At 65.0% G+C, this 17,227-nt stretch carries 10 protein-coding genes, 2 tRNA genes and 3 rRNA genes; 4 read left to right on the top strand and 11 right to left on the bottom strand.

Going from position 1 to position 17,227, the window contains the following annotated elements; translation table 11 throughout:
• Positions 1 to 16: 16 nt before the first annotated feature.
• From LT965_RS08060 to LT965_RS08035, 6 genes are all read right to left on the bottom strand, one after another.
• Positions 17 to 92 (bottom strand) — tRNA-Cys (locus tag LT965_RS08060).
• A 122-nt stretch (positions 93 to 214) separates the two neighbouring features.
• A 5S ribosomal RNA gene (gene rrf, locus LT965_RS08055) occupies positions 215 to 336 on the bottom strand.
• 109 nt (positions 337 to 445) lie between these two features.
• Positions 446 to 3,360, bottom strand: a 23S ribosomal RNA gene (locus LT965_RS08050).
• 373 nt (positions 3,361 to 3,733) lie between these two features.
• A tRNA-Ala gene (locus tag LT965_RS08045) sits at positions 3,734 to 3,805 on the bottom strand.
• 159 nt (positions 3,806 to 3,964) lie between these two features.
• Positions 3,965 to 5,437, bottom strand: a 16S ribosomal RNA gene (locus LT965_RS08040).
• Together the 16S, 23S and 5S rRNA genes with 2 tRNA genes alongside form the textbook arrangement of a ribosomal RNA operon.
• 758 nt (positions 5,438 to 6,195) lie before the next feature.
• Complete coding sequence (locus LT965_RS08035; protein ID WP_232703503.1) at positions 6,196 to 6,507, bottom strand: non-histone chromosomal MC1 family protein; 312 nt, start codon at positions 6,505 to 6,507, stop codon at positions 6,196 to 6,198.
• Positions 6,508 to 6,713: 206 nt separating this feature from the next.
• On the opposite strand from LT965_RS08035, the gene LT965_RS08030 reads away from it, so the two are divergent.
• Both LT965_RS08030 and LT965_RS08025 read left to right on the top strand, forming a co-directional pair.
• On the top strand, positions 6,714 to 6,911 hold the full coding sequence (locus LT965_RS08030; RefSeq protein WP_232703502.1) for an AbrB/MazE/SpoVT family DNA-binding domain-containing protein: 198 nt from the start codon (positions 6,714 to 6,716) through the stop codon (positions 6,909 to 6,911).
• 5 nt (positions 6,912 to 6,916) lie between these two features.
• Positions 6,917 to 7,966, top strand: a complete 1,050-nt coding sequence (locus LT965_RS08025) for a quinone-dependent dihydroorotate dehydrogenase (RefSeq protein ID WP_232703501.1) — start codon at positions 6,917 to 6,919, stop codon at positions 7,964 to 7,966.
• A 29-nt stretch (positions 7,967 to 7,995) separates the two neighbouring features.
• Here the strand turns inward: LT965_RS08025 and pheT are convergent, their stop codons facing one another.
• From pheT to endA, 4 genes are all read right to left on the bottom strand, one after another.
• Entirely contained in the window at positions 7,996 to 9,705 is a 1,710-nt protein-coding gene (gene pheT, locus LT965_RS08020; RefSeq protein WP_232703500.1) for a phenylalanine--tRNA ligase subunit beta, read from the bottom strand.
• Positions 9,705 to 11,213, bottom strand: a complete 1,509-nt coding sequence (gene pheS / locus LT965_RS08015) for a phenylalanine--tRNA ligase subunit alpha (protein ID WP_232703499.1) — start codon at positions 11,211 to 11,213, stop codon at positions 9,705 to 9,707. The genes pheT and pheS overlap by 1 nt, the downstream gene beginning before the upstream one ends.
• Positions 11,214 to 11,469: 256 nt before the next feature.
• Positions 11,470 to 13,026: a tryptophan--tRNA ligase gene (locus LT965_RS08010; protein ID WP_232703498.1), complete on the bottom strand. Its 1,557-nt coding sequence runs from the start codon at positions 13,024 to 13,026 to the stop codon at positions 11,470 to 11,472.
• Positions 13,027 to 13,030: 4 nt separating this feature from the next.
• On the bottom strand, positions 13,031 to 14,065 hold the full coding sequence (gene endA, locus LT965_RS08005) for a tRNA-intron lyase (protein ID WP_232703497.1): 1,035 nt from the start codon (positions 14,063 to 14,065) through the stop codon (positions 13,031 to 13,033).
• 101 nt (positions 14,066 to 14,166) lie between these two features.
• Between endA and LT965_RS08000 the strand changes: the two genes are divergently transcribed.
• Complete coding sequence (locus LT965_RS08000) at positions 14,167 to 15,243, top strand: AI-2E family transporter (RefSeq protein ID WP_232703496.1); 1,077 nt, start codon at positions 14,167 to 14,169, stop codon at positions 15,241 to 15,243.
• Positions 15,244 to 15,273: 30 nt separating this feature from the next.
• Here LT965_RS08000 and LT965_RS07995 read toward each other — a convergent pair whose 3' ends face one another.
• Positions 15,274 to 16,008: an endonuclease NucS domain-containing protein gene (locus tag LT965_RS07995; protein ID WP_232703495.1), complete on the bottom strand. Its 735-nt coding sequence runs from the start codon at positions 16,006 to 16,008 to the stop codon at positions 15,274 to 15,276.
• 92 nt (positions 16,009 to 16,100) lie between these two features.
• On the opposite strand from LT965_RS07995, the gene LT965_RS07990 reads away from it, so the two are divergent.
• Positions 16,101 to 17,189: an AI-2E family transporter gene (locus LT965_RS07990; RefSeq protein WP_232703494.1), complete on the top strand. Its 1,089-nt coding sequence runs from the start codon at positions 16,101 to 16,103 to the stop codon at positions 17,187 to 17,189.
• The last annotated feature ends 38 nt before the right edge of the window (positions 17,190 to 17,227 follow it).

Raw genomic sequence — 17,227 nt, 5'->3', positions numbered from 1 at the left:
TGAGGGTTTGGGCGTAAGCCAAGGGCCGGATTCGAACCGGCGGTGGGCGGCTCTGCAGGCCGCTGCGTTAGGCCGGACTCTGCCACCTTGGCGCAGTACGTCGTACTTGGTTCGCTCGCTTAAACGTAGCGGTCCACAGTGTCTCCACTGCGCGCTACAAATGCAGAAAGCCCCGAACAGCGCTGTTGCTGTTCGAGGCTATGAAAGTATGAATGGCAGGCGGCGAACCGAATTTCCCAGAGGCTCGCGCACTCCAGTACTGATCGGAACGCAGGCGGGCTTATCTTCCGTGTTCGGGATGGGTACGGGAGTGGCCCCGCCGCTATGGCCGCCTTAATACCGACCAACGGAATCGAACCGTTGTACGCCGACGTCGGCGGACGTCCGTGTGTATGTGCAATCCAGTTAACGCCTGGACTCGACCACGTATGTGGTTAAGTGCATGAGTGTGTGGCATTGGTCTGTTAGTGCTCGCGGGCTGAACGTCTCGTTGCCTCGACGCGTACACCCCGAGTCTATCGAACTCGTCTTCTACGAGTGACCTCAACGGTGCTTCTTTTCCAGGTGGGTTTCGAGCTTAGATGCATTCAGCTCTTACCCCGTGGTGCGTAGCTGCTCGGCACTTGCCCTCTCGGACAACCGATACACCAGTGGCACCCGTTCATAGTTCCTCTCGTACTATATGAACGTTCCTGTCAAGCACCAAAACACCCCCAATAGATAGCAGCCGACCTGTCTCACGACGGTCTAAACCCAGCTCACGACCTCCTTTAATAGGCGAACAACCTCACCCTTGCCCGCTTCTGCACGGGCAGGATGGAGGGAACCGACATCGAGGTAGCAAGCCACTCGGTCGATATGTGCTCTTGCGAGTGACGACTCTGTTATCCCTAAGGTAGCTTTTCTGTCAGCAATGGCCCGCATCAAGCAGGCTCATTGGTTCGCTAGACCAGGCTTTCGCCTCAGCGTCCCTCGTTGTGTAGGACACTGTCAGACTACCTTATGCTCTTGCGCTCTTCTCCGGGTCTCCGACCCGGATGAGGTAGCCTTAGGGCGCGCTCGATATCTTTTCGAGCGCGTACCGCCCCAGTCAAACTGCCCGGCTACCGGTGTCCTCCTCCCGGAGTGAGGGTCACAGTCACTAACGGGTAGTATTTCACTGATGACTCGGCGACGTGCTGGCGCACGCACCTGTGTAATGTCTCCTACCTATGCTGCACATTAGCGACCGTGTCCCAGCGACAGCCTGCAGTAAAGCTCTATAGGGTCTTCGCTTCCCCTTGGGGGTCTCCAGACTCCGCACTGGAACGTACAGTTCACCGGGCCCAACGTTGGGACAGTGAGGCTCTCGTTGATCCATTCATGCAAGCCGCTACTGAAGCGGCAAGGTACTACGCTACCTTAAGAGGGTCATAGTTACCCCCGCCGTTAACGGGTCCTTCGCCCCATTGTACTGGGTGTTCAGATACCCGCACTGGGCAGGATTCAGTGACCGTACGCGTCCTTTCGGATTTGCGGTCACCTATGTTGTTATTAGACAGTCGGAGCCTCCAAGACACTGCGACCTGCCCAATTGCTGGGCAGGCATCCCTTATCGCGAACTTACGGGACTAACTTGCCGAATTCCCTAACGTCGGTTGTTCCCGACAGACCTAGGCTTTCTCTGCCAGAGCACCTGTGTCGGATCTCGGTACGAACACCGTACTCGTCTTTTCACGGGCCCCAGATTGACTCGAGTTTCCCTATTCCGCCGTTCGTCCGCTTCCTGCCATTACGGCTTCCACGGACTTGGACGGTTCGACCGGACGAAAGTCCGGCTCAAGCTGCTCCGAGGCGTCGACTTTCACTGTACGGTGGCACTGGAATATTAACCAGTTTCCCTTTTGACCTGTTCGAATTACGGCAGGCCTTAGGATCGGCTAACCCTCGGCTGATAAGCATTGCCGAGGAACCCTTGCTCTTCTCGGTCGTCGGGATTCTAACCCGACTAACGCTGCTACTATGGCCAGGATTTTCGTTCCCATTCGGTCCACTCGAGTTCTCACCCGAGCTTCCGCCCGAACAGAATGCCAACCTACTGGATCGCGCTGTTACACGCGCCGTCAGGTCTCGGTGGTGAACTTGAGCCCCGATCATTTTGGGCGCCCCGAACCTCGGCCGGTAAGCTGTTACGCTTTTCTTGGAGGGTAGCTGCTTCTAAGCTCACCTCCCGGCTGTCTAGGGCTCGGGACCACCTTCAATCGCACTTAGCTCACACTTTGGGACCTTAACCTAACTCTGGGTTGTCTCCCTCACGGTACACAGGCTTACCCCGCATACCGGATTCCCTGCGTCGACGGCGTCCGTAGGTTCGGAGTTTGACAAGGGAGTCAACTCCTCTCGGAGTTGAGCTCCCTAATCGGTCGCTCTACCCCACGAACTACCTCAGCAGAGGTCATGCTTCGACATGTTTCGGTTGGAACCAGCTGTTGCCAGGTTCGATGGGCCTTTCACCCCTACACGTAGGTCACGGGAGGGTGTTGAAAGACACCAACCCTAACAGACCTCCACATGGCTTTCGCCATGCTTCATCTTGCCCACGCGTAGATCACCTGGTTTCGGGTCGTACCCGTTTGACTCCCCGCGCTTGAACACGGCGGCCCTCGCAATGCTGCGGCCATGTCGGTTTCCCTACGCCTTCCCGGATGATCCGGTTAGACTCGCCAAACAGGTACACTCCCTGGCTCGTTTTTCAAAACGTACGACGGAACATCGGCTCCTCACAGGTCCTACTAGGGGTTTGCACCCGGTTCGTTCCCAGTGAGGCCTTTTATGCCCCGTCGCTCCATCGCCACCTGATTTCAAGCTCTATTGCAACCCCCTTTGTGGGGTGCTTTTCAGCGTTCGTTCACACTACTTGTTCACTATCGGTCTCGGAGAGTACTTAGTCTTGGCAGTCGATGCCTGCCATCTTCACGAGGGATATCCAACCCCCGCTACTCTGGAGCTGACGCACGCCGTACTTGTCCACGTTACGGGGCTGTCACCCTGTATCGCACTCCGTTTCAGGAGATTTCACGAGAACGTTCCGGCGATGAAAGCCAGTCCGAACACCACATTGCCCGAAGGCTTCGGTTTGGACTGTGCCGCGTTCATTCGCCATTACTAACGGCGTCTCATTCGATTTCTCTTCCTGGCCGTACTAAGATGTTTCAATTCCGGCCGTTCCCTATTGCGCAAGGCAATTGTTGAAGGGATTCCCATTAGGAGATCCTGAGTTCTTCGCCTCCGTGCGGCTCCCTCAGGCTTATCGCAGCTTGGCACGTCCTTCATCGGCATCCGAGCCGAGCTATTCACCAGGTGGCACAGTAGCCACGTTGGTAGTCGACTGCAAAGCAGTCGACGAATATGGTACTCAACCACACGAGGTGGTCGAGCTGTTGGCTGCAGAGCAGCCAACGACGATGAATGTTGACTGCAGAGCAGTCAACGATGCTCACCACACAATGGGTGAGCGCTGTTGAGTCACGGATGTGACCAACAGTCGGTACTCGACCACGGTGGTCGAGTCCAGTGAGCGCCTGGATTGCACGTACACACGGTCGTCATCGCACGTCCTCATGGTGACTGAGGAGCGTACATAGACCCTTCCCATCCTCGCTCTCGCGGGACGGTGCATCAGTCTTCTCTCGGGAATCATCGTAGCCCCGTCTCCCACTTAAGGGACACGGTTCACGTTGACTCCCGAGCGGGATGGACCCACTGGGATTCGAACCCAGGGCATCCTCCTTGCAAAGGAGGCACTCTACCACTGAGCTATGGGCCCACCTCCCGTGTTCACGGGCAACGTCGAGCCCGATCACTGACGAGGCGCGATGCGCCTCGCCTGGGAGGAGGTTGCGTTAGCCTTGATGGTTTGTAGGTGTCCAACTGGTCACGACGGCGTCGAAATGTGGGTTGGGGCGTCGCCCCAATCCCGTACGTTAGGAGGTGATCCAGCCGCAGATTCCCCTACGGCTACCTTGTTACGACTTAATCCCCCTTGCGGAGCCCAGATTCGACCAGCGGATGCTGGCCTCATCCGAACCCCACTCGGGTGATTTGACGGGCGGTGTGTGCAAGGAGCAGGGACGTATTCACCGCGCGCTGCTGACACGCGATTACTACCGAATCCAGCTTCATGAGGGCGAGTTTCAGCCCTCAATCCGAACTACGATTGAGTTTAGGAGATTAGCGCCTCCTCTCGGAGTGGCTTCCCATTGTCTCAACCATTGTAGCCCGCGTGTTGCCCAGCTCATTCGGGGCATACTGACCTACCGTTGCCCGTTCCTTCCTCCAGTTTGGCACTGGCAGTCCCCCTAATGTACCCAGCTACCCAAAGGGTACTGCTGGCAATTAGGAGTGCGGGTCTCGCTCGTTGCCTGACTTAACAGGACGCCTCACGGTACGAGCTGACGGCGGCCATGCACCTCCTCTCAGTAGCATCGGGTAAGGTCATCAACCTGACCGTCATTACTACTGTCGGAGCTGGTGAGATGTCCGGCGTTGAGTCCAATTAAACCGCAGGCTCCTCCGGTTGTAGTGCTCCCCCGCCAATTCCTTTAAGTTTCATCCTTGCAGACGTACTTCCCAGGCGGCCCGCTTCTCGGCTTCCCTACGGCACAGCGCAGGCTCGTAGCCTGCGCCACACCTAGCGGGCATCGTTTACAGCTAGGACTACCCGGGTATCTAATCCGGTTCGAGACCCTAGCTTTCGTCCCTCACTGTCGGATCCGTCCTCCTGAGGCGCTTTCGCCACCGGTGGTCCGTCCAGGATTACAGGATTTCACTCCTACCCCGGACGTACCCCTCAGGTCTTCCGGTCCCAAGCCAAGCAGTTTCCGCTGGACGCCTGCGCGTTGAGCGCGCAGATTTCCCAACAGACTTGCCTGGCCAGCTACGGACGCTTTAGGCCCAATAAAATCGGCCATCACTCGAGCTGCCGGTATTACCGCGGCGGCTGGCACCGGTCTTGCCCAGCTCTTATTCGTACACCACCTTACGGTGTACAAAAGTGAAGGCTCTATGCCTTCACACTCGGAGTCCCCTTATCGCACTTGCGTACAGTGTAAAGGTTTCGCGCCTGCTGCGCCCCGTAGGGCCCGGTATCTTGTCTCAGATACCGTCTCCGGGCTCTTGCTCTCACAACCCGTACCGATTATAGGCACGGTGGGCCGTTACCCCACCGTCTACCTAATCGACCGCAGCCGCATCCTGTGGCGCCGTAGCGTTTCCGGCTTCACCCATTCCAGGGGTGAAGCGTTATTGGGAATTAGCCTCAGTTTCCCGAGATTATTCCCGTCCACAGGGTAGCTTGGCCACGTGTTACTGAGCTTTCCGCTGCGGGTCTAAACCCGCACAACTAGCATGGCTAAATCGGACTCCGATAGCAATGGCCTCCGGCAGGATCAACCGGAATGTGCTGGGATAAACCCAGCGACCAGAACTAATAAGTCCTGGTTTGGCGGGAACACAAGGTGTGTTCCTAAGACCACGACACTCCGTCGTGGCCAGTTGGATGTCACCAAACCATCAAGGCTAACATCAGATTCCATCTGTACGGCGGACCGCAGGGGTGGAATCCTCATTCCTTCGGACCTGAACGTAGCTCGCAGACAGGTATAAACCCATCGGAGTGAGTTCGGTCCGAGACGACGTTCGCATTACCTCCGACGCCCCGTTATTACTTAAGGGCATCGAACCCAGCTCGTGAGAGCAGGTTCGCCGCCGAAACGGAGCGAGGATCATGCGTCAATCGCCCGGGGGAACCGGGCGACCTCGTTGTCGTTCGCATTATCCCGAAAGCACCGTTATTACTTAAGGGCATCGAACCGGGCTCGCCGGAAGCGAGTCGGTCGACGCCCAGGGGGGCGCGGAGGCGTCAATCAGTGGCGTCGGGGTCACCGAGCCACCTCACGTCGTTCGCATTCTATCCGAGTAGTGGGTTACGTAAAACCCCGTCGAATCAACGGCGCATAGTCACGCCACCGCATACCAGAAATTCGCTCGACGGCGTAGTGTCACGTGGGCGGAGGTCGGCCGGTCGTCCCGCGCGAGTGCGTGCGGTCGGGCCGAGTGGTACCCACGTAGCTCGAGCTACTCGCGTCGTGGACTAAGCGCTTACGCGTCGCGCACACGAACAAAATGTATACTCTGCGGGACCGGCGAACGTGCGGATCAGTCTTCGATGTGCTCGATGCCCTGCTTGGATACGTTCGCCTTCGTGATGTCGCCCGGCATCCAGTCGGGCTTGTCGTCGGGAGCGTCTTCCTCCCACGCCCAGCCCTCGTAGATGTGTACTTTGTCCGTCCCCTTCTCGCGGAGACGGATCTCCTCGCGGTCGGCCTCGTCCTCGCTTACGCCCGCGCCGTCGAGCCGGCGAGCAGCCTTGAGCGCTGCCTGTCGTGGCGTGTTGCCACTGAAGACGCTAGTCTCGTCACCATTCGCCTCTCGTAGCGCGAAATTGCGCTTACCGTCCTCGCGTACCATGGTTTTCCTCCATGCCATGGCAACACAAGGCCCCGTGATAAATATATCGGCGCCTGAGGCGATAGATTTATTAGAGTTCGTGGGTGGTTCGGGGAAAGCGCCGCCCTGCGCCGGCTGTTCGGCCGAACGGCGCCCGCAGAACGCCTCCCGCGCGGTCGAAAGAACTTAAGTATGGCCTGTGGCGAAGGACAACGTAGAAACTCGCGATGGTTCGCAAGAAGAAGCTCAGTCCGAGTGGTGCGAAAGGCGAGGACGGCGAGTATCACAACGCCCACGTCAACCTCCACGAGGACGAACTCTCGGTCGCCGGACTCGACATCGGCGACGAGGTGTTCGTTCGCGTCAGGGAGGACAAGATAATCATCCAGAAGGCCGACCCCGAGGACGTCGAACACGACTTCTGAGCCGGATGTACGAACTGCTGAAACCGGCACTGCTGCGTCTCCCGCCCGAACGAGTCCACGAGGGCACCCTAGGGCTGCTTCGCGTCGCCGAACGGACGGGCGCCCATCGCGCGTACGCGAGCCACTACACCGTCGACGACGAGCGACTCGCGGTCGACGCGTTCGACCAGGCGTTCCCCAACCCGGTCGGGCTCGCTGCGGGCTTCGACAAGAACGCCGAAGCGCCGCGTGCGCTCGCAGCGCTCGGCTTCGGCCACGTCGAGGTGGGCGCCGTGACCGCCGAGCGACAGCCGGGCAACCCGCGACCGCGACTGTTCCGCCTCCCCGAGGACGACGCCCTGGTCAACCGCATGGGGTTCAACAACCACGGGGCGGACGTGGTCGGCCAGCGCCTCGACGAGGCGACACCCCCGGCCGTCCCGCTCGGCGTGAACGTCGGGAAGTCGAAGGTCACGCCCCTTGAGGATGCCCCCGAGGACTACAGCTACACGTACGGGCGCGTCGCGGACGCGGGAGACTACTTCGTGGTGAACGTTTCCAGTCCGAACACGCCCGGCCTCCGGGAGCTCCAGAACCGCGCACAGCTCGCGGAGATCCTCGACGCACTCCAGGACGCGGGCGCGGCGCCGCTGCTCGTGAAACTCTCGCCGGACCTCCACCGGGAGGCCGTGACCGACGCCATCGACCTGGCGAACGAACTCGGTCTCGACGGCCTCGTCGCGACGAACACGACGACCGACCGGCCAGACACCCTGCAGAGCCCGAACGCCGCGGAGGGTGGCGGCCTCTCCGGAAAGCCGATCCGCGACCGGGCGACCGACCAGGTCCGCTTCGTCGCCGAGCGCACCGACCTCCCCGTCGTCGGCGTGGGTGGCGTGTTCACCGCCGAGGACGCCTACGAGAAGATCCGTGCGGGCGCCTCGGTCGTCCAGTTGTACACCGGTCTCGTCTACCGCGGACCGTCTATCGCACGGCGCATCAACGAGGGGCTACTGGACCTGCTGGAACGCGACGGCTTCGATTCGGTCGCGGACGCGGTCGGCGCCGACCTGTAGCGAGAAGAGCGCGAACCGAGGGGACTGTTCTACCGGAGCGCGTCGAGTTCGAACTCGAAGCCGGCGACCGGCACCTCGACGTCGTGGTCGACGATGACCGCGGGGTGGAGTTCGCCGATGACACCCACGTCCTCGCCGTCGACGACGACGCTGGCGGTGCGGCCGTCGATGAACGACGGGTGGTCGGTCGGCGGCGTCTCCAGGTCGACGTGGAACTCCTCGCAGAGCGCCTGCAGGCGGGCCTTCGCGTCCTCGTAGGAGGCGTCGTGGTCCGCGAGCACCGCGGCGACGGTGCGGCGCTCGGCGACACCCGTCTCCTCGCTGTCGTCGACGTGGGCGGCGAACCCGATCTCGGCGAGGTTCTGGGGGTACGACCGGTGGGTGTTGTTCTCCAGCACCGTCGCGAGCGACGGGAGCGCCCACGTGCGGAGGATGGTGAAGTCCTCGCTGTACGGTTCCGAGATGGTCGCCGGTTCCGCGGCGCCGACCACGGTGTCGCCGGAATCGGGCGAGAGCCGCATCGAGTCGAAGTTCTCGGCCTCGCTGGTCATGTTGAAGTTCAGCAGGTCCTCGAAGCCGGCGCCGACGAGTGCCTGCCGGGCGGCGGACTCGAGGCGGGACTCCTCGGTGCGGCCGCCGATGGTGCTCACGTCGGGGTAGCGTGGCACGAGTTCGTTGAACCCGTACGCGCGCCCGACGTCGTCGACGATGTCGACCGGGTGGAGCACGTCGACGCGGTACGGCGGAATCTCGACGCGGTACTCCTCGCCGACGGGTTCCGCGTCGAGACCTGCGCGTTCGGCGAGGTCGACCACGTCGTCGGGCGCGAGGTCGATGCCGAGCAGCGTCTCGATGCGGTCGTGGCCGACGCGCTTCTCCCTGACCTCGAAGTCCGGCCGGACGAGTTCCCTGTCGGGGTACTCGACGGTGACGTCCTCGACGGTGGCGCCACGGGCGTCGAGCGCGTAACAGATGATGGCGCACATCCGGTCGATGGTCCACTGGTCGGTGCCCGTCAGTTCGACGAACAGTTCGCGGGACTCCGTGGAGACCTCCGTGCGGCGGCCGTTGATGACCGGCGGGAAGCTGAACAACCCGATGTCGTCGTAGATGGCGGGGTACGACTCGTACTCCGCGAGCAGGTCGGCATACTGCTCGCCGGTCGGGTGTTCGGTGAGCACCTCGCCGGGCGTGCGCTCGGCGTCGTCGTCGAGCGGGACGAAGGTGTCCTCGTCCGGCCCGATGCCCGTGTAGGTGATCGAACGCTCGGGGTCGCCCTCGTCCACTCCGGCCTCGCCTTTCAGCATCGTCAGGTCGTGGATGCCGATGGCGCCCTTCGCGCGCTTGCGCCCCATCGTCGCGTGGAGCTTCTCCTGGAGCTGGATGAGCGAGTCGAGGGCGTCCTCGTCGAGGTCCACGCCTCGGATCACGGCGCCGGTGACGTACGGCCGTTCCTCCGGGACGTCCTCGACCTGGATGGTCCACTCGGCGCCGTTGGTGTCGGGGACGTAGACGCCCCGGGTGTCGCCGTAGTGGTAGCGCAGGCTGCGGGCGATGCCCTCGACGGAGAGGCGGTCGAGGCGGTCGGCCTCGAACTCGAGTTTGAACTCGCCCTCGTCGGTCTCGCCCTCGTACTCGATGCCGAGGCCGAAGAGGTCGTCCTTGAGTTCGTCGTCGCTCTTCTCGGTGTGGCCGGTGAGCGTGCGGAGTTCGTCGGGGTCGACGTCGACGACGGGCATCAGTACACCACCTCCGCGTCCCGCAGGAACTCGAGGTCACACAGCGTCCCGTGGACGTCCCGGATGTCCTCGAAGCCGGTGACGAGCATCAGCAGGCGCTCGAGGGCGAGCCCCCACGCCATCACGTCGGCCTCCACACCCAGGGGTTCGAGCATCTCCGGGCGGAAGATGCCGGAGTTCCCGATCTCGATGAGTTCCCCGGTCTCGGGGTGGCGGCCGAACAGCTCGAAGCTCGGCTCCGTGTACGGGTTGTACGTCGGCTTGAACTCGAGGTCCGTGATGCCGAACTGGCTGTAGAACTCCCGGAACGTCCCCATCAGGTCGCGCACCGAGAGGTCCTCGGCCATCACCCACCCCTCGATCTGGAAGAACTCCAGGAGGTGGGTGGCGTCGAGGGTGTCGTTCCGGTAGGCCTTCCCCACGCTGAAGTACCGCTCCGGCGGGTCGACGTCCTCGCCGGCGACGCCGGAGAGGTAGCGGGCGGTGAGACTCGTCGTGTGTCCGCGTAGCGCGAGCGCACGCGCGAAGTCCTCGTCCCACGGCGAGTGGTAGCCGTCGCCGTCCGGGCCGGCGCCCTCGCGGTGGGCCGCTTCGACGCGCTCGACGAGGTCCGCTGGGAGGTTGTCTATCTTCTCGGGGTTCGACAGCGCGAAGCGGTCCCAGTGGTTGCGCGCGGGGTGGTCCTGGGGCATGAACAGGCAGTCGTTGATGTAGAAGTCCGCGTCGACGTGCGGGCCGTCCATCTCCTGGAAGCCCATCCCGACCAGAACCTCCTTCACGCGCTCGGCGGCCTGCCGGAGCACGTGGACCTTCCCGGGCGTGTGTTCGGCGGCGTCGGCCGCGACGTTGTAGTCGGCGAACTCGACGTCCCGCCACTCGCCGGACGCGAGCAGTTCGGGGGTGAGCTGGCCGACCGCGTCGCTGGCCTCGACGCCCGCCATCAGTTCGGTCACGCCGGCCTCCGTCAACTGGACGGAGCGGACGGTGCGCTCGTGGCGCACCACGAGGTCCCGGCGCTCTAGCTGGTCGAGCGGCGCGTCCTCGGGAACCGATTCGCCGTCGGCGAGCGCGCGGAGCGCCTCGCTCTCGGCGTCGTCTTCGGGGTCGGCGCTCGGGTCAGCGGCGAGCGCGCCCGAGTCGATGGCGCCGTACCCCTTCCGGGCGTAGTTCGACAGCGCGATGTCCACCTGCGGGCCCTCGAGGCCCGACGCGCCGATGATCTGGCCCATCTGGACGGGTTCGTCGTCCGCGCCCGCGTCGAGGGCGGCCTCGTACAGCCGCACCTCGGGGAGGCCCGCGTCGGCGTACTCGCGGCCCTCCTCGGTCAGTTCGACCTCGTCTGTGGTCTCCTCGGTGACGTCCACGAGGCCGGCGTCTGCGAGTTCGAACGCCGCGCCCGTGACCGTCTCCGGCGGCGCTCCGAGTTCCGCCGCGAGGTCGTCGATTCGTCGTGGTTCGTCGGTGCTCGCCGCTTCGAGCACCGCGACCTGCTGTGCTGGCAGTTTCATTGTGCGTAGGCGTGTGTGGCAGTCAGTTATCCGTTCCGAACCGAGCCCGAACGAGCGGTTTCCGCCGCGGCGAGGTTCCCACCTCGCAGCAGCCTCCACCGGCCCGCTCAGGCGAAGAAGAAGCCGAACCCGGGAGCAGCAACTCGCTTGTGGCCCGTGCGACCGGCGTGGGGTTCGGACGCCATGTGGGAGGGGATGGCACGCCCCGCAAAAAGCGTTCCGCCAGCGCGCCAGGCCGTCAGACAGTACGTCGGAGTTAGACGCGCGCAGAGTCGAGGACGACGTCCAGGTCGTCGAGCACCTCGCGGGCCTCCTCGCGTTTCTCCTGGTGGTCCGCGAGGAACTCCTCCATCAGCTGGGCGGCCTGTTCCTTGCAGTCCCCGCAGAGCCGTTCGCCGCCGACGCACTCGTCGTAGACGCGCTCGGCGAACTCGTCGTCGTCGCCCGCGAGCAGGTAGGCGTACAGTTCGTAGACGGGGCAGTCGTCGGCCTCGCCGCCGAGTTCGCGCTGCTTCTCCGCCGTCTCGCGGCCGCCGGTCGTCGCGGACTTCACCTTGTCGTAGCCCGCCTCGGGGTCGTCGAGGAGGCTGATGTGGCTCGCGGGAATCGAGGAGGACATCTTCCCGCCCGTGAGGCCGGTCATGAAGCGGTGGTAGATCGAGGACGGCGGCACGAAGCCGTAGCCGCCGTGGTCGACTTCGACGCCGAGCGCGAGGTCCTCGGCGGTCTCGTGGCTCATCTCGAAGGCGTCGACGTGGCCCTCGAAGACGCGCTTCTCGCCGGCGACGGCGTCGATCAGCGCCTCGAACGCCTCGTCGGTCGCCTGCCGGTCGAAGAACCGGACACGGGGGCGCAGCGGCTCCATCCCGGCGTTGTCGAGTTTCTCGACGACGGCGTCGACCGTCTCGTCGTCGAACTCGCCCGCCACGGCGGGGTCGTCGCGGAGCCAGTCGGCAGCCTCCGTGCAGCGCGGCGAGTCGGCGTCCTCGGCGTACTGCTCGCGGACATCGTAGGCGGCGGCGACCAGCGGGCGCTCGTCGTCGTCGAAGGCGACGCTCGCGTACGCCTCGGTCACCTTGAAGAACCGGGTGCGCTCCGCGAGGTCGCGCGCGAGGCGCATGTGGGGGTCCTGGTCCGGGCCGACCGGGATGACCGTGGGTTTCGGTTCGCCGAGCTGGGGGTAGAGGATGTCCGCCATCTGGGTGACGACGCTCTGCATGTGGGAGACGTCCGTCTCGCCGTCGAAGCCGTAGATGGCCTCGAACTCCGAGAAGTTCGCCTCCGCGCCGAGTTCGAACGCGAGGTCCTGGAGTTCGCGGTTCGCGGACTGCCGGTAGAGCGTGCCCGCCTCGGCGTCGAAGCCGAGCGCGAGCAGGCTGAGGAGGTAGTCCTCGGCGTGGTCGTCGATCTCGTCCCACGAGAGGCCGCGGGCGGCGTGCGCCTCGAGGTCCGCGATGAGCGCGTAGGCGTCGGCGCCCTGCTGCTGGTGCCAGATGATCTCGTCGAACACCATCTTGTGGCCGATGTGGGGGTCGCCCGTCGGCATGAACCCGGAGAGCGCGGCGAACGGGTCGCCGTCGCGCATCGCCTCCAGCACAGGGCGGTAGTCGCGGTGGCCGAAGATGATGGCCCGCCGCATCAGGAAGTGGGGGTCGGGCACCTCGTCGATGACGTCCTCGAAGGACTCGATGCCGAACTCCTCGAACAGCTTCCGGTAGTCGGAGACCGTCGAGGAGCCCCACGGGTCGAGCGCGACGCTGTCGGCACCCGGCGCGTCCCCGTCGGCGTCCGTGTCGTCGTCGGTGTCAGTCATAGTATCAGGGAGTGAGTCGGCTCACGGCGAGCCACCGAATCGTGTCGTCACTGGCGGACTCCAGCGCAAAAACCATTCGCTTCCGGACCCCGTGGGCGAGGCGCACGTCCAGGGAGAGGTCGCGGGGCGCGAACTCGTGGTCGACGGGCAGCGTCCGCACCAGCAACTCGGAGTGCCCGAGGTCGTCGACGGACTCGACGTCGGCGTAGACCCGGAAGTCGGCGCCGAACTTGAACCCGGTCTTGGGGACCATACCGCGGTCCCGGAGCGCGCGGTAGACGCGGAGACGGCGGTCGAAGCGCTCGCCCTCCACGGCCCGCCCGCGTTCGACGATCTCCTCGACGCCGGCACCGTCACCGAGGCCGAGCGCGCCAGACGCCGCGAGGTAGGCGGCCTCCAGCAGCGACAACTGGAGCGCGTCGTACTCCGCGGCCCGCCCGCCGAGGGGCTGGCCGTAGAACCCCCGATCGTGCAGCGAGGCCGGCGGGTCCCAGACGAGCACGCGGGTCTCCAGCAACACCCCCTCGACGCCCGTCGGCGGGTCGAACGCCGTCTCCCCCGCCGGCTCCGTCGCCGTTACGTCGAGGTACGTGATCTCGCTCTCCTCGTCGACCACCGCGAGCACCACGTCCGCGAGACCCGCGCTCGGGACGACGGTGCGCTCGTCGACGACCCGGACGCGGTGTTTCACCTCGCCGTCGCCGGGCCCCTTCCCGCGCGGGAACACGACGAAGTCGCCGTCGCCGGGGTCGTGCCACCACGGTTCGCGGTCCGGCGCGAGGTAGAACCCGCGGTCCCGGAGGTCCGCGTAGACGAGGAAGCGCGCACCGAACCCGGGCTCGCGGTCGGCGAGGAACGTCCGGAAGTCCATCCCGTCGACGGCGTTCAGGTCCCCGCGGTAGAGCAGGTGGGCTGCCTCCACGTTGGACAGCGCGACGTCGTTGCCGTCGAGCGGGTGGCCGTAGCCGCGCGCGTCGTGGAAGCGCTGGCGGGCGTCGCCCCCCACTCTGACGCCGTCGTCGGTCGTCTGTCCGTCCATGTCACAGGGTGGCGCCGCGTCCGGCATAGGCGCGTCGGTCGCGGCCGCCGTGTTGGGCCTTAGGCCGGAGACATTTCACGGCCGAACACGTTGTAGACGCCATGAAGTTCGAGTCTCCGGAGGGGACGCGGACGGTCCTGTGGCTCGTCGTCGTCCTCGTGCTCGCGCTGTTGCTGTGGCAGGGACTGCGGACCGTCCTGGGAGCGTTCGCCTTCGGGCTGTTCATCTACTACGCCACGCGGCGACTCGAGCGCCGCCTCGAGGACGTCTTCGACCGCGCCTCCGTCGCGACGTTCCTCACCCTGCTGGCGTTCGTCGTCCCCGCGCTGGTCGTGGTCGCCTACGCCGCGGCGGTGGCGCTCGGCGAACTGGCGACCCTCTCGAACGGCGGGTTCCCGTGGCTCGCAGAGGCGCTGGAAGCGGCCGACATCGAGGACCCCCAGACGTTCTACGAGTCGGTCCGCGCCGACCCGACGGGCGCCCTCGACGAGCGAACGAGGCAACTACTGGTCGCCGCGCTGGGATCGGCGGGCGTCATCGCCGGCGAGACGTTCTCCGTCGTCGTCCGCGTCTTCCTCGCGTTCGCGTTCGCGTTCTACCTCCTGCGCGACGACCACCGCCTCGGCGACTGGGTCCGGGAGACGTTCGGTCGGGACAGCGAGGCCGTCACGGTCCTCGAACGGGCGGACGACGACCTGGAGACGGTGTTCGTCGGGAACGTCATCACCATCGGCGTCGTCGGCGTCCTCGCGGTCACCACCTACCTCGTACTGGACTTCCTCGCGCCGGCGGGCACGGGCGTCCCGTACCCGTTCCTGTTCGGGATGCTCACCGGGCTGGCGACGCTCGTCCCCGCCATCGGCATCCAGATCGTCTACTACCCGCTAGCGGGCGCCATCTTCCTGTTCGCGTGGACCACGGACGGCCCGCTGTGGTTCGCACCCGTCTTCCTCGTCGTGACGGCGGTCATCGTCGACGTGCTCCCGGACCTCGTGCTCCGACCGTACCTCTCCTCGGGGCGCCTCCACATGGGACTCGTCATGTTCGCGTACGTCCTCGGCGCGCTCACCTTCGGGTGGGCGGGCGTGTTCCTCGGCCCCATCCTGCTGGTCGTCGCGCTCAACGTCGGGGAGGAGGTGGTGCCGTCGCTGGTCGACGCCGCGACGGCGTCCGAGTGAACGCGTCGCGACTCCCGTGAGTGTCGACGGTCACGCCGTCGGCAGCGCCTCCGCGCACTCCGCGTCGAGGCACCGCGGGCCGTCACCCGTATCGAACGTCGGCAGCCCGCAGTCGCAGGTCCCGTCGGCGGTGCCCCGCGGGAGGCGGTGGCGTTCCCCGCAGTCCTCGCAGACGGCGTGGAGGCCGCGGTTCGTCTCCACACCGAGGGCGGCGCCGCAGCGACACGTCCACGCGCCGTCGACCGCCTCGCGGACCGCGGCCACGATAGGCCGACAGTCCCGGTCGAGACACGCCGTCACCTCGACGCCGCGGGCCACGCGCAGCAGGGGGAGCCCGCAGTCCGGACACGTCTCGCCGGTGACGGCGGCGTCGCGTGGAATCGGGTAGTTCGAGCGGCAGTCCACGCAGACGACGCGGCCGCCGTCGCGGACGAGCGTCCCCTCGCAGCCGCAGGTGCCGACCGGCGGGCCAGCGGGCGAGGCTGGGTAGTGGGCGTCGCCGTGTTCGGTCGCGCTCTCGACGACGAGGCGCTCGTCGCCGTCCGCCGCGTCGAGGCGGAATCCACGGGCGTCCCGGGTGTAGCGGACGACGCCCGGTCGGGTGAGCCACGCCGCCGGCTGGTAGCCGTCGGCGTCGTGGACGAGGACGGTGTCGTCGGGTTTCACGAGGACCACCACGTCGCCGCGGAGGTCGCGTTCCGTCTCGCCGCCGGTCTCGTAGCGCACTGCGCACTCGCCTGCGAGCACGCGGATCGCGTCCTGCATGGGCCGTGCTGGTCCCGTTCTCGTACTTGAACTTCGGGCCGCCCGCGGCACACTGCCCCGAGGGTTTTGTCACTTTAGACGCAATTGTGGGCATGGACCTTCCCCGGGAGGGGCAGTGGCGAACAGTCGGTTGGCTCCTCGTCATCGCTGCCCTGGTCTTCTTCCTCGTCATGGTGGTAGAGCCGGTGTTCGGCGCCCTCGTCTTCGCCGTCTGGGTGTACTACGCGATGCGGCAGATCTACGCCTGGCTGGAGGACCGAACCGAGCACCCCAACGTCGCGGTGACGGCCACGCTGCTGCTGGTGTTGCTGCCGGTGTTGCTCATCGTCGGCTACGCGGCGTGGACCGCGTCCAAGGAGATCGGCGACATCCTCACGCACGCGCAACTGCAGCAGTACAGGCCGCTGTTGGAGCCGTACATCGACCTCACGCAGTCCAATCCGGAGGCCATCCTCGGGCAGGTACGGCAGAATCCGCGGGAGGTGTTCGACCAGCAGCTCCGGAACCTGCTGTCCGGGGCGCTCGGCCAGATCACGACCGCCGCCGGCCTCGTGTTCTTCATCGGCGTCCGAGTGTTCCTGATGTTCGTGTTCCTCTTCTACCTGCTGCGCGACGGCCACAAGCTGGCCGGCTGGTTCCGGGAGAGCGTCGGCGAGGACGCCCGCGTGGTGTCCGTCCTGGAGGACGTCGACGGCCACCTCGAGACCCTCTTCGTCGGGAACTTCATCAGCATCCTGGCCCTGGGCGCGATCGCTCTCGCCGTCTACAACGGCATGGACTTCGTCGCCCCCGAGGGGCTCTCCATCCCGTACCCGTTCCTGCTCGGCCTCCTCACCGGCGTCGGCACCATCGTCCCGGGCATCGGCATCAAGGTCGTCTACTACCCGCTGGCGGTCTACCTCTTCGCCGTCTCGTATTTCACCGGCGCACCCCTCTGGTTCCCCGTCGTCTTCCTCGTGGTCACGCAGGTGGTCGTCGACGTCATCCCCGACATCTTCCTGCGGTCGTACTTCTCCGCGGGCGACCTGAACATGGGACTGGTGATGCTCGCGTACGTCATCGGCTCCATCGCCTTCGGCTGGTGGGGCGTCTTCTTTGGACCCATCATGCTCGTCACCATCGTCGTCGTCGGCCGCCAGGTGTTCCCGGACGTCGCGACGGAGTTCCGGTCGTACCGGTGAGCGCGCCGGTCCCCGGTACGTCCACGGTGGCCGCGAGG

Origin of the sequence: Halobacterium wangiae (genome assembly GCF_021249345.1) — an archaeon.
Classification (GTDB): Archaea; Halobacteriota; Halobacteria; order Halobacteriales; family Halobacteriaceae; genus Halobacterium; species Halobacterium wangiae.
This window is presented reverse-complemented; position numbering and strand designations above follow the sequence as displayed.

Bases quoted from the DNA above. Each gene is read 5' to 3' on its own strand.
- LT965_RS08035 (WP_232703503.1), bottom strand. From the start codon at position 6,507: ATGGTACGCGAGGACGGTAAGCGCAATTTCGCGCTACGAGAGGCGAAT.
- LT965_RS08030 (WP_232703502.1), top strand. From the start codon at position 6,714: ATGGTTCGCAAGAAGAAGCTCAGTCCGAGTGGTGCGAAAGGCGAGGAC.
- LT965_RS08025 (WP_232703501.1), top strand. From the start codon at position 6,917: ATGTACGAACTGCTGAAACCGGCACTGCTGCGTCTCCCGCCCGAACGA.
- pheT (WP_232703500.1), bottom strand. From the start codon at position 9,705: ATGCCCGTCGTCGACGTCGACCCCGACGAACTCCGCACGCTCACCGGC.
- pheS (WP_232703499.1), bottom strand. From the start codon at position 11,213: ATGAAACTGCCAGCACAGCAGGTCGCGGTGCTCGAAGCGGCGAGCACC.
- LT965_RS08010 (WP_232703498.1), bottom strand. From the start codon at position 13,026: ATGACTGACACCGACGACGACACGGACGCCGACGGGGACGCGCCGGGT.
- endA (WP_232703497.1), bottom strand. From the start codon at position 14,065: ATGGACGGACAGACGACCGACGACGGCGTCAGAGTGGGGGGCGACGCC.
- LT965_RS08000 (WP_232703496.1), top strand. From the start codon at position 14,167: ATGAAGTTCGAGTCTCCGGAGGGGACGCGGACGGTCCTGTGGCTCGTC.
- LT965_RS07995 (WP_232703495.1), bottom strand. From the start codon at position 16,008: ATGCAGGACGCGATCCGCGTGCTCGCAGGCGAGTGCGCAGTGCGCTAC.
- LT965_RS07990 (WP_232703494.1), top strand. From the start codon at position 16,101: ATGGACCTTCCCCGGGAGGGGCAGTGGCGAACAGTCGGTTGGCTCCTC.